This window comes from Pseudomonas sp. GW531-T4 (assembly GCF_017349615.1).
GTDB classification, from domain to species: Bacteria; Pseudomonadota; Gammaproteobacteria; order Pseudomonadales; family Pseudomonadaceae; genus Aquipseudomonas; species Aquipseudomonas chlororaphis_I.
Genome location: NZ_JACMZT010000011.1, coordinates 85228 through 108706, shown reverse-complemented (window position 1 = coordinate 108706; position 23479 = coordinate 85228). Strand labels below are relative to the sequence as shown.

The following is a 23479-nucleotide window of genomic DNA, read 5'->3' as shown; positions in this document are numbered from 1 at the left end:
GTTACGTCCGTGATTTGGCGTGGCTGGCCAGGCGCTCCAGGGCGGCGCGCAGGTTGGGATCGGTGATGCCGTCGGCAGTGGCCTGAATGGTCTCGGCGGCGTTGCTCGACAGGTCCATGGTGTGCCCGGTCGCACCGCGTTGCACGGTGGGAGGCTGCACTTTGAACAGGATTCGCGTCAGATTGTTGAACTCATTGAACTCCAAAAGCTGACGTTGCAGGCGTTTTTGCTGATAACGCAGGCGCGTCGCCCAATGGCCGTCGGTGACGATCAGCAGCAGGCTGCCTTCGCGCCAGGAGGCAACATGGCAGTGCTCGCGCGCGGCCGGTTGCAGCTGGCTTTCCAGCAGACGCTGCAAGTGCGCCAGGCGCTGGGCGTGGCCGAGTATGGCTTTGAGAGGCTTGGCTTCGCGAAGGAGTACGGCGGGTGCTCTGGCCGTAAGAGGGCGAAATGCCATGATCAGACACCTGAAGTTACAGAGCCGCCATGGTAGCAGAAAGCGCCGGCCTGACCTCGTTCATCGCTGCGACGAGGCTTTATCCATTAAATCAATGGTTAACTTCGTATTCGTCCGGGTTGAAACTGGCGCAAAAGGCCTTATTGTAAGTGGGCCCCGTCACAGCGCTGTACCAGCATCGTGGAATAACGCCACTTTCCTCACCATCGTTTCCGGGTAGAATACTCGTTCGCATGCGGCCATGAGGGCTGCACGGGCGACTCACGGGGCCGCCCTCCATCCCTATGTGTGGAAGATCCTGCCGATATGTTTGCGCCTTTGTTAAAGAAACTTTTTGGAAGCAAGAACGAGCGTGAAGTCAAACGCATGCTCAAGACGGTACAGATCGTCAATGCCTTCGAAGAGCAAATGGTGGCCCTTTCGGACGATCAGTTGCGCGCCAAGACTGCAGAGTTCAAGGCCCGCATAGCCAAAGGTGAATCCCTCGACAAACTGCTTCCCGAAGCCTTTGCGGTCGCCCGCGAAGCCGGCAAGCGGGTCATGGGTATGCGCCACTTCGACGTACAGTTGATCGGCGGCATGACCTTGCATGAAGGCAAGATCGCCGAAATGCGTACCGGTGAAGGCAAGACCCTGGTGGCAACACTGGGCGTTTACCTCAACGCGCTGTCCGGCAAGGGCGTGCACGTGGTTACGGTGAACGACTATCTGGCCCGCCGCGACGCCAACTGGATGCGCCCGCTCTATGAATTCCTCGGCCTGACGGTCGGCGTGGTCACGCCGTTCCAGCCGCCGGAAGAGAAGCGCGCCGCCTACGCCGCCGACATCACCTACGGCACCAACAACGAATTCGGTTTCGACTACCTGCGCGACAACATGGCTTTCAGCATGGAAGACAAGTTCCAGCGCGAGCTCAATTTTGCCGTGATCGACGAAGTCGACTCGATCCTGATCGACGAGGCCCGTACCCCGCTGATCATCTCCGGCCAGGCCGAAGACAGCTCCAAGCTCTACACCGAGATCAACAAGCTGATCCCGCGCCTTGAGCAGCACATCGAGGAAGTGGAAGGCGAGGTCACCAAGGCCGGTCACTTCACCGTCGACGAGAAGACCCGCCAGGTCGAACTCAACGAAGCCGGTCACCAGTTCATCGAAGAGATGCTGACCCAGGTCGGCCTGCTGGCGGAAGGCGAGAGCCTGTACTCGGCGCACAACCTGGGCCTGCTGACCCACGTGTATGCCGGACTGCGCGCGCACAAGCTGTTCAACCGCAACGTTGAGTACATCGTCCAGGATGGCCAGGTGGTCCTGGTGGACGAGCACACCGGTCGTACCATGCCGGGTCGCCGTCTGTCCGAAGGCCTGCACCAGGCCATCGAAGCCAAGGAAAACCTCAACATCCAGGCCGAGAGCCAGACCCTGGCGTCGACCACCTTCCAGAACTACTTCCGTCTGTACACCAAGCTGTCCGGCATGACCGGTACCGCGGACACCGAAGCCTTCGAGTTCCATCAGATCTACGGTCTGCAGGTGATGGTCATCCCGCCGAACAAGCCGCTGGCGCGTAAAGACTACAACGACCTGGTGTTCCTGACCGCGGACGAGAAATACGCCGCGATCATCAACGACATCAAGGAATGCATGACCCAGGGCCGTCCGGTTCTGGTGGGCACCGCGACCATCGAAACTTCCGAGCACATGTCCAACCTGCTCCAGAAGGAAGGCATCGAGCACAAGGTCCTGAACGCCAAGTTCCACGAAAAAGAAGCGGAAATCATTGCCCAGGCCGGTCGTCCGGGCGCCCTGACCATCGCCACCAACATGGCCGGTCGCGGTACCGACATCCTGTTGGGTGGTAACTGGGAAGTCGAAGTCGCCTCCCTGGAAAACCCGACTCCTGAGCAGATTGCCCAGATCAAGGCCGACTGGCAGAAGCGTCACCAGCAGGTGCTGGAATCCGGCGGCCTGCAGGTGATCGCGTCCGAGCGTCACGAATCGCGCCGAATCGACAACCAGCTGCGTGGTCGCGCCGGTCGTCAGGGCGACGCCGGTTCCAGCCGTTTCTACCTGTCCCTGGAAGACAGCCTGATGCGCATCTTCGCCTCCGACCGGGTGAAGAACTTCATGAAGGCCCTGGGCATGCAGTCCGGCGAAGCGATCGAGCACCGCATGGTGACCAACGCGATCGAAAAGGCCCAGCGCAAGGTAGAAGGCCGCAACTTCGACATTCGCAAGCAACTGCTCGAGTTCGACGACGTCAACAACGAACAGCGTAAAGTGATCTATCACATGCGTAACACGTTGCTGGCCGCGGACAACATCGGCGAGACCATCTCCGACTTCCGCCAGGACGTGCTCAACGCCACCGTCAGCGCGCACATCCCTCCACAATCGCTGCCTGAGCAGTGGGACGTGGCCGGTCTGGAAGCGGCGTTGCAGAGCGACTTCGGTGTCACCCTGCCGATCCAGCAATGGCTCGACGAAGACGATCACCTGTACGAAGAAACCCTGCGCGAGAAACTGCTGAACGAGCTGGTGGCGGCGTACAACGAGAAAGAAGACCAGGCCGGTGCCGAAGCACTGCGCACCTTCGAGAAGCAAATCGTCCTGCGCGTCCTGGACGACCTGTGGAAAGACCACCTGTCGACCATGGATCACCTGCGTCACGGTATTCACCTGCGTGGTTATGCGCAGAAGAACCCGAAACAGGAATACAAGCGCGAGTCCTTCACCCTGTTCTCCGAGCTGCTGGATTCCATCAAGCGCGATTCGATCCGCGTGCTGTCGCACGTTCAGGTTCGTCGCGAGGATCCGATCGAGGAAGAGGCGCGCCTGCGCCAGGAAGCCGAGGCACTGGCTCAGCGCATGCAGTTCGAGCACGCCGAAGCTCCGGGCCTTGAGCAGCCGGAAGCGCTGGAAGAGGGCGTCGATGTCGACGTGGCCCTGGCCTCCGCTCCGGTACGCAATGAGCAGAAACTGGGCCGCAACGAACTGTGCTACTGCGGTTCGGGCAAGAAGTACAAACACTGTCACGGCCAGATCAACTAAGATTTTCGCCAGACACTGAAATACCCGCGCCGCGACCGGCATCAGCCGTCGCGGCGTTTTTCCATTCGCCGCACTGCCTTTTGCGATGGCAGTGCACACATCAGGTTAAAGAGGAGCGCATTCATGGCTGTTGGTCTTGGTCCTTTGCCAACGTTGCACCCGGTTGCCGGTTTTGAACTCGGTATCGCTTCGGCGGGCATCAAGCGCCCGGGGCGCAAGGATGTTGTGGTCATGCGCTGTGCCGAAGGTTCCACGGTGGCCGGTGTGTTCACCTTGAACGCGTTCTGCGCCGCCCCGGTGATCCTGGCCAAGCAGCGTGTGCAAGGCCCTGTGCGTTACCTGCTGACCAACACCGGCAACGCCAACGCCGGTACCGGCGAGCCAGGCCTGGCCGCCGCGACCCGCACCTGCGCCAAGCTGGCCGAACTGACGGGCGTCGACGCCAGCGCCGTACTGCCGTATTCCACCGGGGTCATCGGCGAGCCACTGCCGGTCGAGAAGATCGAAGGCGCGCTGCAGGCCGCGCTGGACGACCTGTCCGTGGACAACTGGGCCGCCGCGGCCACTGGCATCATGACCACCGACACTCTGCCCAAGGGGGCCAGCCGCCAGTTCCAGCACGACGGCGTGACCATCACCGTCACTGGTATCAGCAAGGGCGCGGGCATGATTCGCCCGAACATGGCGACTATGCTCGGCTACATCGCCACTGACGCCAAAGTCTCCCGTGAAGTGCTGCAGAACCTGCTGCTGGACGGCGCCAACAAGTCGTTCAACCGCATCACCATCGACGGCGATACTTCCACCAACGACTGCTGCATGCTGATCGCCACCGGCCAGGCAGCCCTGCCGGAAATCACCGAGGCCAGCGGCCCGCTGTTCGCCGCGCTGAAGCAGGCGGTATTCGAAGTGTGCATGGACGTGGCCCAGGCCATCGTGCGTGACGGCGAAGGGGCGACCAAGTTCGTCACGGTCGAAGTCAACGGCGGCGGCAATCACCAGGAGTGCCTGGATGTTGGCTACACCGTGGCCCATTCGCCGTTGATCAAGACCGCGCTGTTCGCGTCCGACCCGAACTGGGGGCGTATCCTGGCCGCTGTCGGTCGTGCCGGCGTGCCGGACCTGGATGTGAGCAAAATCGACGTTTTCCTCGGCGAAGTCTGTATCGCCAGCCGTGGCGCGCGTGCCGCCAGCTACACCGAAGCCCAGGGCGCGGCAGTGATGCAGCAGGAAGAAATCACCATCCGCATTGAGCTGGGACGCGGTGATTGCAGCGAAACCATCTGGACCACCGACCTGTCCCACGAGTACGTGAAAATCAACGCGGAATACCGTACCTGATACACCGCTACTCGCTTCTACATGGACGCGACGCATCACGTGTAGGAGCGAGCCTGCTCGCGATGGAGGCCCCGGGCCTCCATCTCCTCTGAAAGGTGCCCGACATGAATCTTCACCTGATCATCGGCGACAAACTCTATTCCTCCTGGTCGCTGCGCGCCGCCCTGGCGCTTGAGCTGGCCGGCGCGACTTACACCGAAGAACTGATCAAGCTGAACCAGCCCGATACCCGCGAGCGGATTCTCAAGCATTCGCCGACCGGCAAAGTCCCGTTGCTGAAGACCGAACACGGCACCATCGCCGATTCCCTGGCGATTGCCGAATATCTGGTCGAGCGTTTCCCCGAAGTCGAGCTCTGGCCGCGCGATGTGGCCGCCCGTGCCCAGGCCCGCTCCGCCTGTGCGCAGATGCACAGTGGTTTCTTCGGCCTGCGCGGCAACCTGCCGTTCGACCTGAGCCGCGATGCTGCGCTGTCGTCCATGCCACCCGAAGCCCAGGCCGATATCGAGCGGATGCTGGCCTTGTGGGCCGAGTGTCGCGCGGCCGCGACCGAGCCAGGACCTTTCCTGTTTGGCCGGGTCAGCCTGGCGGACGCCTTTTTTGCGCCGATCGCCGTGCGCCTGCGCACCTATCGGGTGGCGCTGCCGGCTGTCGATGCAGCCTATGTTGAAACGATCTATCAATGGCCAGCCTTCAAGGCCTGGCAGAAAGCCGGTTTAGAGGAAGTAGTGCGGTGAAACGAGTACATGTGGCGGCGGCCGTTATCCGTGATAACGACGGCAGGATCCTGATTGCCCGACGTGCCGATACCCAGCATCAGGGCGGCCTCTGGGAGTTTCCCGGCGGCAAGGTCGAAGCGGACGAGGCGGTGGAAGCGGCGCTGACCCGTGAACTGCAGGAAGAGCTGGGCATTCTGGTGTCCCGGGCGCGGCCATTGATCAAGGTGCAGCATGACTACCCGGACAAGCAGGTGTTGCTGGATGTCTGGGAAGTTTCCGCCTTTACCGGCGAGCCCCATGGCGCCGAGGGCCAGCCTTTGGCCTGGGTCACGGCCCGCGAGCTGGAGAACTACGAGTTCCCGGCGGCCAACCAGCCGATCGTGGCGGCAGCGCGCTTGCCAAGCGAATACCTGATCACCCCGGAAGGCCTGGAAACGCCGGCGCTGTTGCGGGGCATGCAGAAGGCCATTGCCGATGGCAGCAGGTTGATCCAGCTACGTGCGCCCAATGGCTACGACCCGCAATACCGCGACCTGGCGGTGGATGCGGTTGGCCTGTGCGCGGGCAAGGCGCAATTGATGCTCAAGGGGCCGTTCGAATGGCTGGGGGATTTCCCCTCGGCGGGCTGGCATATCACCTCGGCGCAGCTGCGCAAATATGCCAGCGCCGGGCGTCCCTTTGGCAAGGAGCGCTGGCTGGCGGCGTCCTGCCATGACGCTGAAGAGCTGTCCTTGGCGCAGCAGATGGATGTGGACTTCGTGACGCTGTCGCCGGTCCAGCCGACCCAGACCCACCCTGATGCGCAGCCGCTGGGTTGGGAGCAGGCCGCCCGACTGATCAGCGGTTTCAACAAACCGGTGTACCTGCTGGGCGGCGTCGGTCCGGACCAGCGCGAGCAGGCCTGGCAGGCCGGGGCGCAAGGGGTGGCGGGGATTCGCGCGTTCTGGCCCTGAGGCCAGTCACCGGCCGGTTCGCTCCTGCATAAGCTGCAGGAGCGGGCTTGCTGGTGATCAGAGAGGGTAAAGGCGCCTGCTATTCGGGTTTCGCCGCCGCCTGCCAGAGAATCTCGGCGATCCCCTGGCGCTTGGCAATCAGGCGCGCCGCCACGAACAGCAAGTCGGACAGGCGATTGATGTAGGCCAGGCCGACCCCCTCCAGCGGTTCCACGGCATTCAAGTGCTGGCAACGTCGCTCGGTACTGCGCGCCAGGCTGCGGCAAACATGAGCCTGGGCGATCAAGGCCGAACCGCCCGGCAAAATGAAATTCTCCAGCGGCCCCAGCTCTTCGTTCCACGTATCGATAGCTGCTTCCAGGCGTTCGACTTCCGTGGCATTCAGTGCCTGATACACCGGCATGGCTAACTCACCACCCAGGTCGAAGAGGCGGTGCTGGCAGGGCGCCAGGACATCGATCAATTCCTGCAAACCCGGATGCTCGGTGCGCTGTTCAATCAGCCCGGCCAGGAGCAACCCGAGCTGGCTGTTCAGCGTATCGACTTCGCCGATGGCTTCGACCCGCGGATGGTCCTTGGGAACCCGGCGCCCGTCACCCAGCCCGGTTTCGCCTTTGTCGCCGGTGCGGGTGTAAATCTTCGACAAGCGAAAGCCCATGCTTACCTCTCCAGTGGGGGATGTTCCAGTGGTGGCGGCTGACTGCCCGCCAGTGGCAAACGCAAGGTGAAGCATGTGCCCTGGCCCTGCGTCGACTGCACTTCCATCTGGCCTTTGTGATTGTTGGTGATGATGAAGTACGAAACCGACAGCCCAAGGCCGGTGCCCTGGCCGATTTCCTTGGTGGTGAAGAACGGCTCGAAGGTCCGTTTGCGCACGTTTTCGCTCATGCCGATGCCGTTGTCCTCGACCTGGATTTCCGCCCAGGGCGGGTTCAGCCGAGTACGCAGGATAATGCGCCCGGGTTCGCTGTCGTCTACCCGCTGGTGAATGGCCTGGGCGGCGTTTTTCAGCAGGTTGAGCAGGACCTGTTCCAGTTCGTTGGCGGTACCGGGCACCGGCCCCAGTTGCGGGTCGAACTGGCGGATGATGGCCTGGCCCTTGAAGTCGAAGCCTATGGCCAGGTCGAAGTCGTTGCCGGCAATTTCCACGGCCTGGTCGATCAGTGCCGGCAGGTCACAAGGCGCCATCTGCCGGTTGCTGCGCCGGCTGAAGCTGAGCATATGGGTCACGATCTTCGCCGCCCGGGCGCCGGCCTGCTGGATGCCGTCGAGCAGTTGCGGCACTTCGCGGCTCTGCAGGTAATGGTTGACGGTTTCCAGTTCGATGCCCAGCTGCTCGGCATGCTCCAGGTTCTTCGGCAGCTCGGGTGACAGGCGCCGACGAATGTTCTGCACGTTGTGCAGGATCGCTCCCAGCGGGTTGTTGATTTCATGGGCCATGCCGGCGGCCAGGCCACCGACGGAGAGCATTTTTTCCGACTGCACCATCATTTCTTCCAGGGACAGGCGCTGGGTGATGTCGTCGATCCGGATCACCACGCCGCGCCCGGCACCGCCCATCAGCGGGTAGAAGGTAAGGGCGTAATGCCGGGCCTCGTCGTCCTTGACCCAGGTGACCCGCTCGACCTTGGTGACCGTATGCTGCTCTACGGTTTCCTTGAGTTGCGGCAGGAACGGCTTGAGCGGTTCGAAGGCGAGGAAGATCGGCTGGTTCAGCGCTTCGTCCAGGCGCGTGCCGGAGAGGGCGCTGGCTTCCTGGTTCCATTGGGTGACATAGAGCTGCTCGTCCAGGGCGATCAGGGCCGAGGGCATCGAGTCGATGATGCTGTTGAGGTAGTTCTGGAAGCCGGTGAGTTTCTTTTCGATCTTGCTGCGCACCTGGACTTCCAGTTCCAGCTTGCGGTTGGTGTGGCGGGTTTCTTCGGCCAGGCCCTGGGCCTGGTCATAGGCCGCCTGGGAGTCGTCGCGGGCGCGCTTGAGTTGCTGCTCCCGCGCCTCGATGCGCGACAGCATGGTGTTGAAGGCATCGGCCAGGCTGCCGATTTCATCGCGGTTGCCGCGGGCGGCGCGCAGGGAATAGTTTTCCTCGCGTGTCACTTGTCGGGACAGTTCTTCCAGCTGGTGGATGGGTTGGGTGATCAGCCGCTTGATCTGCCGGGCAATGATCAACCACAGCAGCACACTGAAGATCAGGATACCCAGGCTCGCGGTCAGGGTGCCGGTGTAGAAGGCCATCGGCAGTTCACTGCTGGCCACCAGCAACAGATGGCCGGGGGGCTGGCCGGCGCGGGGCAGGGTGATGATCTGGTTGCTGCGAAATTCGGTCAGTTGCCAGGCTTCGATATGCCGATAGCGCTCCGGCAGGCTCAGGCGTTCGCCATGTTGCAACTGGGCCAGGCGCGTGCCCTTGCCGTCATAGATCGCTGCGGCGCGCAGGGGGGAGTAGCTGTTGAGTTCGTTGAGTAGCTTCTCGGCGTTTTGTGGCGAATCCAGCGCCTGCGCGGCCAGGGTCGGGTTGGATACCAGCCTTCCGATGGTCTGCAAGGCTTGCGGGGCCATGCTTTCCTGGGAGATCCAGTAGGCGGCGCTGATGAAGGTCAGGTTGGCGACCAGCAGTACGGTAATCAGCAGGACGAGCAAGGCGGCCAGCAGTTTTTGGCCGACCGGCAGGTTTTCAAGGCGCTGGCGCAATGGCATCGGGGACGTCGCTAGAGAGGAACACGTGGGCAGCGTAGCCGCTGCTCAGTCGCTGGGCAATCCGCGCTGTTGCAGGTGTTCCACCAATAGCCGGCGCAGGCGGCTGAGGTTGGGCAGGTGCAACTGGTGCCTGGTGGCAACGTCACAGGCATGCCCCAATAAGTAGCTGATTTCGGTCCTGCGCCGGCTGGCGACGTCCTGGTACATGGAGGAATAGTTGGCGGCGGTCGCCTGGATCACCCGCTCCACCTCCTGCTGCAGGTTCTCGGCTGCGGCGGGCTGGCCGCAACGTTCCAGTAGTTCGCTCAGCTCGACGCACAGCATCGCCACTTCGCAATGATGCTGCAGCAGGCCACCGTTGCGGCAGTCATGCAGGACCGTCAGGGGATTGATCGCGCAGTTGAGCGCCAGCTTGCGCCAGAGGCGGGTCAGGATGTCCGCGCTCCATTCATGGGGGATGCCGCTGGCGCTCAGGTCATCGAGCCAGAAGGGCTCGGTGGGGTGGCTGGCGTCCCCAAGCCAGGTGTAGCCATGACCGGCGAACACCACGCGCCAGTCGCCGTCGCGAAAGGCGCCTTCGGTGCTCGAGGCATAAATGCAGCGGGCCTGCGGCACCTGGGCGGCCACGGCGTCCTGGCTGCCCAGGCCGTTCTGCAGCAGGATCAGTTCGGCATCGGGCGTCAGGCGCGTGGCCAGCTGGCTGACGGCCTGTTGCGCGTCATAGGCCTTGCAGGCCACCAGCAGGCGGGCAATGGGCTCAGGGCTATCGACGGTTTCGCCGGGAATGGCATGGAAACTGGCCTGTCCCTGTTCCACCAGCGTCAGTCCGCCCGCGGCCTGATAGGCCTGCAGGCGAGCCTGGTCGCGCAGGATCAGGCGTACCGGTAAGCCGGCCCGGGCCAGGCGTGTCGCCCAGAGGGTGCCGAGGCTGCCCGCGCCCAGAATGTGCCAGGTAGTCGACATCAGCGTGGTGCTCGGTTTGGCAGGCGCATGCGCGGCTCGCAGTGAAGGAGGGGAAAGACCCGTTATAATGAGCCCGGATTTTAACCGCAAACCGGGCGTGCTCCATCTTTATCGAGCTACGCCCCTTTTTTATTGGAGAAATTACATGCCGTCGTTTGACGTGGTATCCGAACTGGACAAACACGAAGTCACCAACGCCGTGGAAAACGCCGTCAAGGAGCTGGACCGCCGCTATGACTTGAAGGGCAAGGGCAGCTTCGAGTTCAAGGAAAAGGAACTCACCGTCAACCTCACCGCTGAAGCTGAGTTCCAGCTGGAAGCGATGATCGAGATCCTCAAGCTGGCCCTGGTCAAGCGCAAGATCGATGTGCAGTGCCTTGAGGTCAAGGACGCTTACGCTTCGGGCAAGGTGATGAAGCAGGAAGCGACCCTCAAGGAAGGCATCGACAAAGAACTGGCGAAAAAGATTGTTGCCCATATCAAGGACGCCAAGCTGAAGGTTCAGGCTGCGATCCAGGGCGAGCAGGTACGGGTGACCGGCAAGAAGCGCGACGATCTGCAGGAAGCCATCGCCGCCCTGCGCGCGAAAGAGTTCGGCATGCCGCTGCAGTTCAACAACTTCCGCGACTGATCGGATTTTTCGGGAACCTCGCGAGCTTATTGGCGTCCGAGGCCCGAGTAATGGGCGGAAACGATTGAGCTTCCATGGAACCACTCGTTTCACCCTTGTTTTTGTATGCCCGACCGCCGGGAATCAGGAGAGATAGATGGATTTGAATGCTGAAGTGGACAACCTGGTCAAGGCTTCCCAAGCCTGGATTCCGATGATCATGGAATACGGCAGTCGGGTACTGCTGGCCGTCATCACCCTGGCCATCGGTTGGTGGCTGATCAACAGTCTGACGCAAAAAGTCGGCAAGCTGCTGGCACTGCGTAATGCCGACCAGGCCCTGCAGGGTTTTATCAGCAGCCTGGCGAACGTCATTCTGAAGGTGCTGCTGGTTGTCAGCGTGGCCTCGATGATCGGTGTCGAAACCACTTCGTTCGTTGCCGCGATCGGTGCGGCGGGCCTGGCCATCGGCCTGGCCTTGCAAGGCAGCCTGGCCAACTTCGCCGGTGGCGTGCTGATCCTGCTGTTCCGTCCATTTCGCATCGGTGATGTGATCGAAGCCCAGGGCATCAGCGGTACGGTCGACAGCATCCAGATTTTCCACACGGTGCTGCGTACCGGCGACAACAAGACTGTTATCGTGCCTAACGGCAACCTGTCCAACGGCATCATCACCAACCACAACCGCCAGCTGACCCGCAAAGTGATCTTCGATGTCGGTGTGAACTACGAGGCTGATCTGCAAAAGGCCCGTGAGGTCCTGCTGGACCTGGCCAAGGACGAGCGCGTGCTGGCCGATCCGGAGCCGGTGGCGGTGGTTTCCATGCTGGGTGACAGCGCCATTACCCTTTCCCTGCGTGTCTGGGTGAAAACCGCGGACTACTGGGACGTGATGTTCCGCTTCAACGAGTTGTCCCGTGATCGCTTGAAGGAAGCGGGTATCGATATTCCGTTTCCACAACGAGTGATTCGTGTGGTTCAGGAAGCGGCTGTTTGAGTAAGTAACGGGGATAGGGATTAAAAGTCTGATCGAGTGGTCAGACTTTTAACGCGGTACTTGCTGGAGGATGTTTGAAACCTGGTTGTAACAATGAACTGTCGATAACCGGAGCTTCAGCGAGTCGCCAGCCCCAATAAAAAGGCCCATCGAATGATGGGCCTTTTTTATTACTCGCTAAGTAACCGCTATTACAAGATCGACAGTGGGTAGTCGACGATCAGGCGGAACTCGGAGATATCGCCTTCGGCCTGATCTGCGTTAGCAGTGTGCCAGGCTTGACGAGCGCGGAACGACAGGTCTTTGGCTGGGCCAGTCTGGATGACGTACTTGGCTTCCAGGTTGGTTTCGTGGTGTTTGCCATCTTCACCGTAACCGTAGTTGCGGTATGGGCTGTCAATGTCCATCTTGGTGCCGTCGATGTCCCAGCCTTTTACGTAGCGGGCCATGAAGCTCAGGCCTGGAACGCCGTATTCAGCCATCTTCAGGTCATAACGAGCCTGTACCGATTTCTCGCCTGGACCGTTGAAGTCGGAGTACTGGATGGAGTTGGCGAGGAAGATCGAGTCGCCGCCGCGGTTGTTGTCACCCACACCGATATAGTCGAACGGAGTGTCACCGTTGACCTTCTGGAAGCCCAGGGTAAGGGTGTGCGCCTTCAGGAACGAGTAGGCCGCTGCCAGCGAGTAGGTGGTGTTGCTGATATCACCAGCTTTGGCTTTGCCGGTATCGGTGGTGCGGTAGATGTTACCGTCCAGGTTGATCGACTGGTCGCCGCCCAGTGGAATGGTGTAGTTCAGGTTGGCGTAGTACTGGTTCCAGACGTCTTCCAGTTTGCCGCCATAGAGCGAAGCACTCAGTTCAGGAGTGATCGCATACTTGCCGCCGATATAGTCCATGCTGTTGGAGGTGACAGCAAGTGCGTCAGAACTGGCGTAATTAGCATGCAACTCACCGTCGCGGTTCATTTCGTCCTGGCTGGAAGCCGAGTAGAAATGACCAGCCTCGAGATCGAGACCTTCGAGTTCGCTGCTCTGCAGTTGGATACCGCTCGCAGTTTGAGGCAGCAGACGAGAACCGCCTACGGCGAACACTGGGCTGGTGGAAGGCTGCATGTCGCCGATTTTCAGCTCGGTCTTGGAGATGCGGAACTTCGCTGCCGCACCGGCTTTACCGAAGCTGTCGTGGTTATGACCTTCACTGTCGGTGCTCAGGTTGCCCGAACCGGAATAACGGTCTTCACCGTCCAGTTTGATGCCCAAGTAGCCGAAGGCATCAACACCAACACCGACAGTACCTTGGGTGTAACCGGACTTGAAGACACCATGAAAACCTTGGGTCCAGTCTTTGTCGTCACGGTTGTGGTAGCCGGTCTTGTTACGGTTGTAGTAGTAGTTGCGAAGCAGCAGGTCGAGCTTGCTGTCTTCAACGAAACCTTTAGCGTCGGCCTGGTTGCCAACAAAAGGTTCGGCCATAGCCACTTGCGTACCGGCTGCAGCTACTGCCAGTGCAATCATGCTCCACTTCATCACGCGCATCGTGATTTGCTCCTTTGGTTTTTAGAAGAGTACTGCCGTCCCACCTGTTTTATTATCTGGGCGGCTCTTTCTTTTTGTGTCGGCGCAAACTTATATCACGCCGACAATGTTGGCGATACTTGCGTATCAGTCCTTTCAGCTTCTTTACGACCCTGTCGCAAAATGCTCGATCAATGTCGCAAATCCGCAGTCCGCATGTATCCGGACTGACAACTTCAGCGCTGTTTTCGAAGGCTTGAACCTGGAACAAAAAGAACTTTCGTCAAGCAGTCAAATCTCCATGGGGCAGCCTTGCCACTATTGTTATTAGTCTCAGGAAAGGCCGTTTTTCGATGGCTTCTCCCTGGGACAATATGGGTGTGAATGCAACAAGCGTGCACAAAACGCGAAGGCACCGATTTTTTTTCGGCGATAGCCCTTCAGGCTGTAAAAACCGCATAAAACAGTGGTTTTAAGGTCGTTTTGTTTGGGCTTGACGTTCCCTGTCCTCCTGGTGTTGCTCCCTGAAAAAAACGTATGCCATTCCAAAACGTTACCGGTTCACCCTGGTGAGTGAGTAGATGGCGGATGGTCAACGCACTGAGCGTAGACGCACTGTGAGATTTTGGTGCAAAAGTTTCTTGATGCAGCTCAGTCATCATGTGGCGTCGGGCACTGGAAGTATGCGCAGGGAAGGGGCTCTTTCGCGGTTTTCTCCTTGTTTTTTATGAGCTTCGTTCTGTCATGGTGCAGCCCGCCGGAAAATGTTCCAGGTCGGGGCGCTCTGACGTGTGGCATCTAGGATGAGTGTTGAGGCGGATCTGCGTAGCAGAGCGATGAACGCAAGAGCTTTCGCAGGTATGCTGCCGTTCTGTCGCTTGGCGGGCAGCCGGTCATGGCGTTCGCTAAGCTGAAACTTGATGAGCTGAGCGGGAGTGCGCGCGGTGTTCGCTTTAGATCCACGACTTCAACAAGACACATTGCCCATTGGGGATTTCCCCCTTTGCCGGCTGCTGTTGTCCAACGATTCCAATTACCCGTGGTTCATCCTGGTACCGCGCCGGGAAGATATCCGCGAGTTGTTTCAACTGGATGACGCGGACCAGCAGCAACTGTGGCGAGAAACCACGGCGCTGGCGGAGTTGCTTAAAGACTCGTTCGATGCGGACAAGTTGAATGTGGCGACTCTGGGTAATGTCGTCAGCCAGTTGCACATGCACGTTATCGTTCGCAAGCGCGACGACGCGGCCTGGCCTGCTCCGGTATGGGGCAAGCTGCCTGCCAAGCCCTACGACGCCGAACAGGTGGCCGTGATTCGTGAGCGGTTACGACTGGTACTGACCGATGATTTCAAGTTTCTGGAGGGCTGAGTCATGAGCCTGGAAGAACGGGTAACAGATCTGGAAAGCCGATTGGCTTTTCAGGATGACACCATTCAAGCCCTGAACGACGTGCTGGTAGGGCAGCAGCGGGTGGTCGAGCGCCTGCAGTTGCAGATGGCCGCTTTGCTCAAGCGTCAGGAGGAAATGGTGGGGCAGTTCGAGTCATTCGAAGAAGAGGCTCCGCCGCCACATTACTGAGCGCCGGACGGTCTGCCGTCCAGGCAATAAAAAACCGCGAGCAGCCTGGCTGCGTCGCGGTTTTTTATTGGGCGTGAATCAGCGGCGTGGCAATGCCGCAATCACGTCTTCGGCTTGCAGGCCCTTGTCACGATTCATGACGGAGAACTCCACGCGCTGGCCTTCCACCAGGACGCGGTGACCTTCGCCACGGATGGCGCGGAAATGCACGAAGATGTCATCGCCGGAGTCGCGAGAGATGAAGCCGAAACCCTTCGAAGTGTTGAACCACTTGACGGTGCCGGTATCGCGATTGCTCATGTCGTAGGTTTGCGAAGTGTTAGCCGAAGGAGACGATTTGTAGAAGCTGACAGCCAGGTGCAGAAGAACGGCAATCGCCGCGGTCACCAGGCTGAACAGCACAGCCGGCTGACCTGCGATAACCGGCATCGGCGCCAGCAGGGTCAAGGTCTGCAAGACCACCGCCAGCACCAGAAGCGCGCTGACCAGGTTTTGCAGTTGGTGACGCGGGCCTTTGTTCCAGTAGGGGATAACCGGAGCCAGTGTCAGGTTGAGCAGGCCGAAAAAGGCCAGGTAAAGAGCATCGGGTTGTTGCAGGAAGGGAACGGCTTCGGATCGCAGGCTAGGGATAAAGGACAGCAGCAAGGCTGCTGCGCCCGTTAGCAGGTGGACGATTTTCAACATTTTAATGAACTCACGTTAAGACGGATCACAAGGAAGAGCTGAGCGTGCACGGTTCGCTTCTGAACAATGGGAGGCGGTGAGCACGTGCGCGGGATCAGCCTATGCGCTGAGGCCGAGAAATAGGCAACAGCGACACGGCCTCTATTTAACAGCAAAGCCCAGGCCTTCTCAAATCAGGTGCTGTAGCCGGGTGAAGGGCGAAAGTCCTGATTGTCCTGAGGGAATACCGGACTATCGGGCAAAGCCTTGTTCTAGAGGCCAGCATCTAAAAAATCGGGAACGGTGGCTTCTCAGGTGGGTCACAACCGGCGTGGGCTTTCTTGCAGGTACTGGTCGCCCGCTCGGGGGGGCAATCTGTCGCACGGTCTCGGGCAATCCCGGGCTGCGGGTGCAGGGTAGTCTTGCTAGAGTGGTCCGGTACCTGACCTGTTGAATTCAATGTGCTAACGGAGATAGACATGGCAATCGATATCGGTATCAGCGCAGAAGATCGCAAATCCATTGTGGAGGGGCTCTCTCGCCTGCTTTCAGATACTTATGTGCTGTATCTGAAGACCCATAATTTCCACTGGAACGTCACGGGCCCGCAGTTCCGTACGCTGCACCTGATGTTCGAAGAGCAGTACAACGAACTGGCGCTGGCGGTGGACCTGATCGCCGAGCGTATCCGCGCCCTGGGGTTCCCGGCGCCAGGCGCCTATTCCATCTACGCGCGTCTTTCTTCGATCAAGGAAGAAGAGGGCGTACCAAGCGCCGATGAGATGATCAAGCAACTGGTGGCGGGGCAGGAAGCGGTGACCCGCACTGCGCGTGGCATTTTCCCGATCATCGACAAGGTCAGCGACGAACCCACCGCGGACCTGTTGACCCAGCGGATGCAGGTGCATGAGAAAACCGCGTGGATGCTGCGCTCGCTGTTGAGCGAGCAATAATCCCGCAGACCGAATGGCGCCGTTATCGGCGCCATTTGCTTTTATGGGGCATGACTTGTCGTCCGATCATGGCGGTTCGCCCTCAGGCCCGATGGCTGGGGTATGGCAGCGGAGTGCTGGCTTCGTTTCGGCGGGCGATGGTCTATCGGTGCCGTCATACGGCTGCACAGGGCCGATTTAATGGATATAATCCCGCCCTTTGCTATATAACCCGGGCCTCGGCACGGGTTAAGCCAGACGTTAAGTACGCCGAGACGCTCTCATGCCCATGTACGACTACCAATGTGCTTCCTGTGGTCATCAGCTGGAAGCCATTCAAAAGATCAGCGCGCCTGCGTTGGTCGATTGCCCTGCCTGCCAGGCGCCCGAGCTGAAAAAAATGCTGTCCATGCCAGGTTTCCGCCTCAGCGGTTCGGGCTGGTATGAGACCGACTTCAAGACCGGCGCCAAGAAGAACCTGGCCGGTGGCGACAAAGCTGATTAAGTTGAACGACACGCGCGAGCTCTTGCATTATCCGGTACCCCGAGGTGCGCAAGGCCTCCCATCGAATTTCGAATTACGAGAAGTGAAACCACTACCATGATGCGCAGCCATTATTGCGGCCAACTGAACGAAAGCCTGGAAGGTCAGGAAGTTACCCTTTGCGGATGGGTCCACCGTCGTCGCGACCATGGCGGGGTGATCTTCCTCGATATCCGTGATCGTGAAGGTCTGGCCCAGGTGGTGTTCGACCCGGACCGCGCTGAAACCTTTGCCGCCGCGGACCGTGTGCGCAGCGAATACGTGGTCAAGATCACCGGCAAGGTGCGCCTGCGTCCGGCCGGTGCCGGCAACGCCAACATGGCTTCGGGCATGATCGAAGTCCTGGGCTACCAGCTGGAAGTGCTGAACGAAGCGGAAACCCCGCCGTTCCCACTCAACGAATACTCCGACGTGGGCGAAGAAACCCGCCTGCGCTATCGCTTCATCGACCTGCGCCGTCCAGAAATGGCCGAGAAGCTGCGTCTGCGCTCGCGCATGACCACCAGCATCCGTCGCTACTTGGACGAGAACGGTTTCCTCGACGTCGAAACCCCGATCCTGACCCGTGCCACCCCTGAAGGCGCGCGTGACTATCTGGTGCCGAGCCGTACCCACGCCGGCAGCTTCTTCGCTCTGCCGCAGTCGCCACAGCTGTTCAAGCAGTTGCTGATGGTCGCCGGCTTCGACCGCTACTACCAGATCGCCAAATGCTTCCGCGACGAAGACCTGCGTGCCGACCGTCAGCCTGAGTTCACCCAGATCGACATCGAAACCAGCTTCCTCGATGAAAAAGACATCATGGGCCTGACCGAAGGCATGATCCGCAACCTGTTCAAGGAAGTGCTGGATCTGGAATTCGGCGAGTTCCCGCACATGACCTTTGAAGAGGCCATGCGTCGCTACGGTTCCGACAAGCCGGACCTGCGTATCCCGCTGGAGCTGGTGGATGTTGCCGACCAGCTCAAGGAAGTCGAATTCAAGGTGTTCAGCGGCCCGGCCAACGATCCGAAATGCCGTATCGCCGCCTTGCGCGTTCCTGGCGGGGCGAGCATGCCGCGCAAGCAGATCGACGATTACACCAAGTTCGTCGGCATCTACGGCGCCAAGGGCCTGGCCTACATCAAGGTCAACGAACGCGCCAATGGCGTTGACGGTCTGCAGTCTCCAATCGTCAAGAACATCCCGGAAGCCAACCTGAACGTGATCCTCGATCGCGTGGGTGCGGTCGACGGCGACATCGTGTTCTTCGGCGCCGACAAGGCCAAGATCGTCAGCGAGGCCCTGGGCGCGCTGCGGATCAAGCTCGGTCACGACCTGAACCTGCTGACCTGCGAATGGGCTCCGCTGTGGGTCGTCGACTTCCCGATGTTCGAAGAGAACGACGACGGCAGCTTCACCGCGCTGCACCACCCGTTCACCGCGCCGAAGTGCTCGCCGGAAGAGCTGGAGGCCAACCCGGCGACCGCGCTGTCCCGTGCCTACGACATGGTGCTCAACGGCACCGAGCTGGGTGGCGGTTCGATCCGTATCCATCGCAAGGAAATGCAACAGGCGGTCTTCCGTCTGCTGGGCATCGATGAAGCGGAACAGGAAGAGAAATTCGGCTTCCTGCTGGACGCCCTGAAGTACGGCGCACCGCCGCACGGCGGCCTGGCGTTCGGTCTGGACCGTCTGGTGATGCTGATGACCGGCGCCCAGTCGATCCGTGAAGTGATTGCCTTCCCGAAAACCCAGAGCGCTGCTTGCGTGATGACCCAGGCTCCTGGCCTGGTCGACGCCAAGGCGCTGCGCGAGCTGCACATCCGCCTGCGCGAACAGCCAAAGGCTGAGTAAGGCCGACCTGAAGGCGCATCTGCGGATGCGCCTTTTTCTATTGGGTCGAGATATTTGTTGCCCGCCCGCCGTTACAGGCGTTGCGGGCATTGTTTCAAAGAGAATTTGGAGCGCGTTATGGCAGGTCATTCCAAGTGGGCGAACATCAAGCACCGCAAAGAGCGTCAGGATGCCAAGAGAGGCAAGATTTTCACCAAGTGGATCCGTGAGCTGACGGTCGCCGCTCGCCAGGGCGGTGGCGAACCCGGTTCCAACCCGCGTTTGCGTCTGGCCCTGGACAAGGCCCTGGGCGCCAACATGAGCCGCGACATCATCGATCGCGCCATTGCCCGTGGCGCTGGTGCGACCGAGGCCGACAACGTCGAAGAGCTGACCTATGAGGGGTATGGCCCGGGCGGCGTGGCGGTGATGGTCGAATGCATGACCGACAACCGCAACCGTACCGCAGCGGCCGTGCGCCATGCGTTCAGCAAATGTGGCGGCAACCTGGGTACTGACGGTTCGGTGGCGTATCTGTTCGAACGCAAGGGGCAGATCAGCTTTGCGCCGGGCGTCGATGAGGACGCACTGACCGATGCGGCGTTGGAAGCCGACGCCGATGACGTGGTTGTTCACGAAGACGGCTCGATCGATGTGTTTACCTCGTTCACTGGCTTCTATGCGGTACGCAACGCACTCGAAGAGGCCGGTTTCAAGGGCGACGACGCAGAGATCGTCATGCAGCCGACTACCAGCGCCGAGCTGGACCTGGAAGGCGCCGAGAAGATCCTCAAGCTGATCGACATGCTCGAAGACCTGGACGATGTGCAGAACGTCTACTCCAACGCGGATATTCCCCAGTCGGTGGCCGAGCAACTCGGCTGATGCTGATAGCACGATAAAAGATCGCAGCCTTCGGCGGTTTCCCCCCTTTACACACAGGGTTACGCTGTACCTGTAGGGGAGCTGTCGAAGGCTGCGATTTTTTGTTTCTCCAGCTTCTCCCGGCGTTACCTTAGGCAACCGAATTTTCTCTTTGCAGGCGTTATGACTCTTATTCTTGGTATCGACCCGGGTTCGCGCATCACCGGTTACGGCGTGGTACGTGATACCGGGCGTGGCTGCGTGTACGTGGCTTCGGGCTGTATTCGCACGGGCGCCGGCGAGCTGCATGAGCGGTTGCAAATCGTCTATCGCGGGGTTCGTGAGGTCATTCAGACCTACGGTCCGGTGACCATGGGCATTGAAAAGGTGTTCATGGCGCGTAACGCCGACTCGGCCCTGAAACTGGGCCAGGCCCGTGGCGCGGCGATTGTGGCGGGGGCCGAGGAAAGCCTGGAAATCGCCGAATACACCGCCACTCAGGTCAAGCAGGCCGTGGCGGGCACCGGCGGGGCCAACAAGGAACAGGTGCAAATGATGGTCATGCACTTGCTCAAGTTGACCAGCAAGCCGCAGATCGACGCTTCGGACGCCCTGGCGATTGCCATCTGTCATGCCCACACCCGTTCCAGCCTGCTGCCCCACGGCCTGGGTACCGCACGCAGTCGTGGCGGCCGCCTGCGTCTCTGATAGCATCTGCGCAAACATTTGATGAGTGGAGCATCCCGCGCCTGTCTGCCCGGCCCGGATCTTCGCTCTGTGACCCGCCGGCCGCTGATCTGGCCTGAGCTAAGGATCTGAAACGTGATTGGACGCTTGCGCGGCACCCTGGCTGAAAAACAGCCGCCGCACCTGATTCTCGATGTAAACGGTCTGGGTTACGAGGTGGAAGTCCCCATGACCACCCTGTACCGCCTGCCGTCGGTCGGTGAACCGCTCACCCTGCACACCCATTTGGTCGTGCGTGAAGATGCCCAGTTACTCTATGGCTTTGCCAGCAAGCGCGAGCGGGACTTCTTTCGCGAACTGATTCGCCTCAATGGCGTAGGGCCGAAACTGGCGCTGGCGCTGATGTCCAGCCTGGAGGTCGACGAACTGGTGCGTTGCGTGCAAGCACAGGACACCTCGGCGCTGACCAAGGTGCCGGGGGTCGGTAAAAAGACCGCGGAGCGTCTGCTGGTCGAGCTCAAGGACCGCTTCAAGGCCTGGGAAACCGTGCCGAGCATGTTTGCCCTGGTGCCGAACCAGCCGGATGCGCCGATGCCGGTGGCCAGTGCCGAGACCGATGCGGTCAGTGCCTTGATCTCCCTGGGCTACAAGCCGCAGGAAGCCAGCAAGGCGGTTTCCGCGATCAAGGAAAAAGGCCTGAGCAGTGAAGACATGATTCGCCGCGCCCTGAAGGGAATGATTTAAGTGATAGAAGCAGATCGTCTGATCGCCGCCACGGGCCCCCGTGAGCGCGAGGAAGTCCAGGACCGTGCGATTCGCCCCGTCAGCCTGGCCGAATACATCGGCCAGCCGACGGTGCGCGAGCAAATGGAGCTGTTCATCCAGGCTGCCCGCGGGCGCAACGAGTCGCTGGACCACACCCTGATCTTCGGCCCGCCGGGGCTGGGCAAGACCACGCTGGCCAACATCATCGCCCAGGAAATGGGGGTGTCGATCAAGAGCACCTCGGGCCCGGTGCTGGAGCGCCCCGGGGACCTGGCGGCGCTGCTGACCAATCTCGAACCGAACGACGTACTGTTTATCGATGAGATCCATCGCCTGTCGCCGATCGTCGAGGAAGTGCTGTATCCGGCCATGGAAGATTTCCAGCTGGACATCATGATCGGCGAAGGGCCGGCGGCCCGTTCGATCAAGCTCGACCTGCCGCCGTTCACCCTGGTGGGGGCGACGACGCGCGCGGGCATGCTGACTAACCCGCTGCGCGATCGCTTCGGCATTGTCCAGCGCCTGGAGTTCTATAGCACCGCGGACCTGGCGACCATTGTCGGGCGTTCCGCCGGCATTCTCGGTTTGCCGCTGGACCCGGACGGCGCCTTCGAAATCGCCCGGCGCGCCCGCGGCACGCCGCGTATCGCCAACCGTTTGTTGCGTCGGGTGCGGGACTTTGCCGAGGTTCGTGCCAAGGGCCACATCACCAAGCCCATCGCCGACCTGGCGCTGAACCTGCTGGATGTCGACGAGCGTGGCTTCGACCACCAGGACCGGCGCCTGTTGTTGACCATGATCGAGAAGTTCGACGGCGGGCCGGTGGGGGTCGACAGCCTGGCGGCCGCGATCAGCGAAGAGCGGCACACCATCGAGGACGTACTCGAGCCCTATCTGATCCAGCAGGGCTATATCATGCGTACGCCGCGGGGCCGTGTGGTGACCCGGCATGCCTATCTGCACTTCGGTCTTAACATCCCGTCACGATTGGGCGAGATGCCCGTGGTAGACGAATTCCTCGATGCCGTGGACGATTAATAACCGCTTGGGCAGCGATTTATTCGCAGCCTGTGTGGTCCTAGGGGGCTGGCATTGCCGTTATTTCGCCAGAAAGGCGTTCGAGAATGAAAAACAGTTGCCTGGCCGGATTGGCAACCTGAGGAGTAAGCACTAGAGTATGCGCGCGCAAAACGGGCTTGGGTCGTTCGCACATCGTTGTCGCGTTTATTACGAAGACACCGATGCCGGCGGCATCGTGTATTACGTTAATTACCTTAAGTTTATGGAACGGGCTCGAACCGAGCGGCTACGAGATCTGGGCTTTGCCCAATCGCAGCTGGCAGGGGAGAACCTGTTGTTCGTCGTGCATTCCAGCGAAGCGCGCTACCACGCGCCGGCGCGACTGGACGACGAGCTTCTGGTAAGTGCAGAAGTCATCGAATTGAACCGGGCCAGCCTGCGCTTCAAACAGCAGGTCAGGCGAGCCACGGATAATGCACTGCTCTGCGAAGGGCAGTTTCTGGTGGCCTGTGTGCGCACCGACAATTTGAAACCCCGGGCCATTCCCGAAGCTCTACGTGCGGCCTTTGCCGACGTGAGCGGCGCGGGTACACACTCAGAGCAGGAGATAAAGCGTGGAAGCTAACGTCGTCGACCATTCCTCCATGTGGAGCTTGGTCAGCAATGCCAGCATCGTTGTGCAGTTGGTAATGCTGACCCTGGTAGCCGCATCGGTGACCTCATGGATCATGATCTTTCAGCGCAGCAACCTGCTGCGCGCCGGTCGACGCGCCCTGGAGAGCTTCGAAGAGCGCTTCTGGTCGGGCATCGACCTGTCCAAGCTGTACCGTCAGGCGGGCAGCAACCCGGACCCTGATTCCGGTGTGGAGCAGATCTTCCGTGCCGGTTTCAAAGAGTTTTCGCGCCTGCGCCAGCAATCGGGCGTTGATCCCGAGGCGGTCATGGAAGGTGTCGCGCGTGCCATGCGTGTCGCCATCTCCCGCGAAGAAGAGAAGCTCGAGCAGAGCCTGCCGTTCCTCGCCACCGTCGGTTCGGTCAGCCCGTACATCGGTCTGTTCGGTACCGTCTGGGGGATCATGAACTCCTTCCGCGGCCTGGCCAGCGCCCAGCAGGCGACCCTGGCGACCGTAGCACCGGGTATCGCCGAAGCCCTGATCGCCACCGCGATCGGCCTGTTTGCCGCGATCCCGGCCGTTATTGCCTATAACCGTTTTGCGGCCCGTGGCGAGACCCTGATCAGCCGTTACTACACCTTCGCCGACGAGTTCCAGGCGATCCTGCACCGTAAAGTGCACACCAGCGAAGAGTGA

At 60.4% G+C, this 23479-nt stretch carries 23 protein-coding genes; 17 read left to right on the top strand and 6 right to left on the bottom strand.

The window, feature by feature from the left end; genetic code table 11:
- Position 1: 1 nt before the first annotated feature.
- The gene (locus J4D28_RS11625; RefSeq protein WP_009050483.1) at positions 2–457 is read right to left on the bottom strand and encodes a DUF721 domain-containing protein; all 456 of its coding nucleotides are present in this window, start codon (positions 455–457) and stop codon (positions 2–4) included.
- Positions 458–763: 306 nt separating this feature from the next.
- Here J4D28_RS11625 and secA point away from each other — a divergent pair, with 306 nt between their 5' ends.
- The 4 genes from secA (at position 764) to J4D28_RS11605 (ending at position 6518) form a co-directional block, all read left to right on the top strand.
- On the top strand, positions 764–3505 hold the full coding sequence (gene secA, locus J4D28_RS11620) for a preprotein translocase subunit SecA (RefSeq protein WP_009050482.1): 2742 nt from the start codon (positions 764–766) through the stop codon (positions 3503–3505).
- A gap of 123 nt (positions 3506–3628) precedes the next feature.
- Entirely contained in the window at positions 3629–4846 is a 1218-nt protein-coding gene (argJ, locus tag J4D28_RS11615; protein WP_016703382.1) for a bifunctional glutamate N-acetyltransferase/amino-acid acetyltransferase ArgJ, read from the top strand.
- Positions 4847–4950: 104 nt separating this feature from the next.
- Complete coding sequence (locus J4D28_RS11610) at positions 4951–5583, top strand: glutathione S-transferase (RefSeq protein WP_009050480.1); 633 nt, start codon at positions 4951–4953, stop codon at positions 5581–5583.
- Complete coding sequence (locus J4D28_RS11605) at positions 5580–6518, top strand: Nudix family hydrolase (RefSeq protein ID WP_009050479.1); 939 nt, start codon at positions 5580–5582, stop codon at positions 6516–6518. The genes J4D28_RS11610 and J4D28_RS11605 overlap by 4 nt, the downstream gene beginning before the upstream one ends.
- 79 nt (positions 6519–6597) lie before the next feature.
- Here J4D28_RS11605 and J4D28_RS11600 read toward each other — a convergent pair whose 3' ends face one another.
- From J4D28_RS11600 to J4D28_RS11590, 3 genes are read right to left on the bottom strand one after another with little or no spacing between them, the layout of a single operon-like run.
- A complete protein-coding gene (locus J4D28_RS11600; RefSeq protein ID WP_009050478.1) occupies positions 6598–7176 on the bottom strand; it encodes a cob(I)yrinic acid a,c-diamide adenosyltransferase in 579 nt (192 codons plus the stop codon).
- Between the two features lie 2 nt (positions 7177–7178).
- Positions 7179–9215 carry an ATP-binding protein gene (locus J4D28_RS11595; protein WP_028683239.1) on the bottom strand — a complete coding sequence of 679 codons (2037 nt, stop codon included), beginning with the start codon at positions 9213–9215 and terminating at the stop codon, positions 7179–7181.
- A gap of 45 nt (positions 9216–9260) precedes the next feature.
- The gene (locus tag J4D28_RS11590; RefSeq protein WP_103331434.1) at positions 9261–10178 is read right to left on the bottom strand and encodes a putative 2-dehydropantoate 2-reductase; all 918 of its coding nucleotides are present in this window, start codon (positions 10176–10178) and stop codon (positions 9261–9263) included.
- Positions 10179–10323: 145 nt separating this feature from the next.
- On the opposite strand from J4D28_RS11590, the gene J4D28_RS11585 reads away from it, so the two are divergent.
- On the top strand, positions 10324–10809 hold the full coding sequence (locus J4D28_RS11585; RefSeq protein ID WP_007931144.1) for a YajQ family cyclic di-GMP-binding protein: 486 nt from the start codon (positions 10324–10326) through the stop codon (positions 10807–10809).
- A 136-nt stretch (positions 10810–10945) separates the two neighbouring features.
- Positions 10946–11785, top strand: coding sequence for a mechanosensitive ion channel family protein (locus J4D28_RS11580; protein WP_009045294.1), 840 nt, complete (start codon positions 10946–10948; stop codon positions 11783–11785).
- 191 nt (positions 11786–11976) lie between these two features.
- On the opposite strand, the gene J4D28_RS11575 is transcribed toward J4D28_RS11580, so the two are convergent.
- Complete coding sequence (locus J4D28_RS11575) at positions 11977–13323, bottom strand: OprD family porin (protein ID WP_038634688.1); 1347 nt, start codon at positions 13321–13323, stop codon at positions 11977–11979.
- A gap of 923 nt (positions 13324–14246) precedes the next feature.
- Between J4D28_RS11575 and J4D28_RS11570 the strand changes: the two genes are divergently transcribed.
- Together J4D28_RS11570 and J4D28_RS11565 are read left to right on the top strand one after the other, a co-directional pair.
- The gene (locus tag J4D28_RS11570; protein ID WP_028683237.1) at positions 14247–14672 is read left to right on the top strand and encodes an HIT domain-containing protein; all 426 of its coding nucleotides are present in this window, start codon (positions 14247–14249) and stop codon (positions 14670–14672) included.
- Positions 14673–14675: 3 nt separating this feature from the next.
- A complete protein-coding gene (locus tag J4D28_RS11565; RefSeq protein ID WP_009050472.1) occupies positions 14676–14882 on the top strand; it encodes a SlyX family protein in 207 nt (68 codons plus the stop codon).
- Between the two features lie 78 nt (positions 14883–14960).
- On the opposite strand, the gene J4D28_RS30575 is transcribed toward J4D28_RS11565, so the two are convergent.
- Positions 14961–15566: a cold-shock protein gene (locus tag J4D28_RS30575; RefSeq protein ID WP_009050471.1), complete on the bottom strand. Its 606-nt coding sequence runs from the start codon at positions 15564–15566 to the stop codon at positions 14961–14963.
- Positions 15567–16024: 458 nt separating this feature from the next.
- Here J4D28_RS30575 and J4D28_RS11555 point away from each other — a divergent pair, with 458 nt between their 5' ends.
- The 9 genes from J4D28_RS11555 (at position 16025) to tolQ (ending at position 23479) form a co-directional block, all read left to right on the top strand.
- Entirely contained in the window at positions 16025–16498 is a 474-nt protein-coding gene (locus tag J4D28_RS11555; protein ID WP_009045289.1) for a Dps family protein, read from the top strand.
- 262 nt (positions 16499–16760) lie between these two features.
- Entirely contained in the window at positions 16761–16982 is a 222-nt protein-coding gene (locus tag J4D28_RS11550) for an FmdB family zinc ribbon protein (RefSeq protein WP_007931131.1), read from the top strand.
- 96 nt (positions 16983–17078) lie between these two features.
- Positions 17079–18854: an aspartate--tRNA ligase gene (gene aspS, locus J4D28_RS11545; RefSeq protein ID WP_009050470.1), complete on the top strand. Its 1776-nt coding sequence runs from the start codon at positions 17079–17081 to the stop codon at positions 18852–18854.
- Positions 18855–18971: 117 nt separating this feature from the next.
- A complete protein-coding gene (locus J4D28_RS11540; protein ID WP_007931120.1) occupies positions 18972–19718 on the top strand; it encodes a YebC/PmpR family DNA-binding transcriptional regulator in 747 nt (248 codons plus the stop codon).
- Between the two features lie 162 nt (positions 19719–19880).
- Positions 19881–20405 carry a crossover junction endodeoxyribonuclease RuvC gene (gene ruvC / locus J4D28_RS11535; protein WP_007931118.1) on the top strand — a complete coding sequence of 175 codons (525 nt, stop codon included), beginning with the start codon at positions 19881–19883 and terminating at the stop codon, positions 20403–20405.
- 114 nt (positions 20406–20519) lie between these two features.
- Positions 20520–21128 carry a Holliday junction branch migration protein RuvA gene (gene ruvA, locus J4D28_RS11530; RefSeq protein WP_009050469.1) on the top strand — a complete coding sequence of 203 codons (609 nt, stop codon included), beginning with the start codon at positions 20520–20522 and terminating at the stop codon, positions 21126–21128.
- Positions 21129–22187, top strand: a complete 1059-nt coding sequence (gene ruvB / locus J4D28_RS11525) for a Holliday junction branch migration DNA helicase RuvB (protein ID WP_009050468.1) — start codon at positions 21129–21131, stop codon at positions 22185–22187.
- A gap of 139 nt (positions 22188–22326) precedes the next feature.
- Positions 22327–22794 carry a tol-pal system-associated acyl-CoA thioesterase gene (gene ybgC, locus J4D28_RS11520; RefSeq protein ID WP_009050467.1) on the top strand — a complete coding sequence of 156 codons (468 nt, stop codon included), beginning with the start codon at positions 22327–22329 and terminating at the stop codon, positions 22792–22794.
- Positions 22784–23479 carry a protein TolQ gene (tolQ, locus tag J4D28_RS11515; RefSeq protein ID WP_007931111.1) on the top strand — a complete coding sequence of 232 codons (696 nt, stop codon included), beginning with the start codon at positions 22784–22786 and terminating at the stop codon, positions 23477–23479. The genes ybgC and tolQ overlap by 11 nt, the downstream gene beginning before the upstream one ends.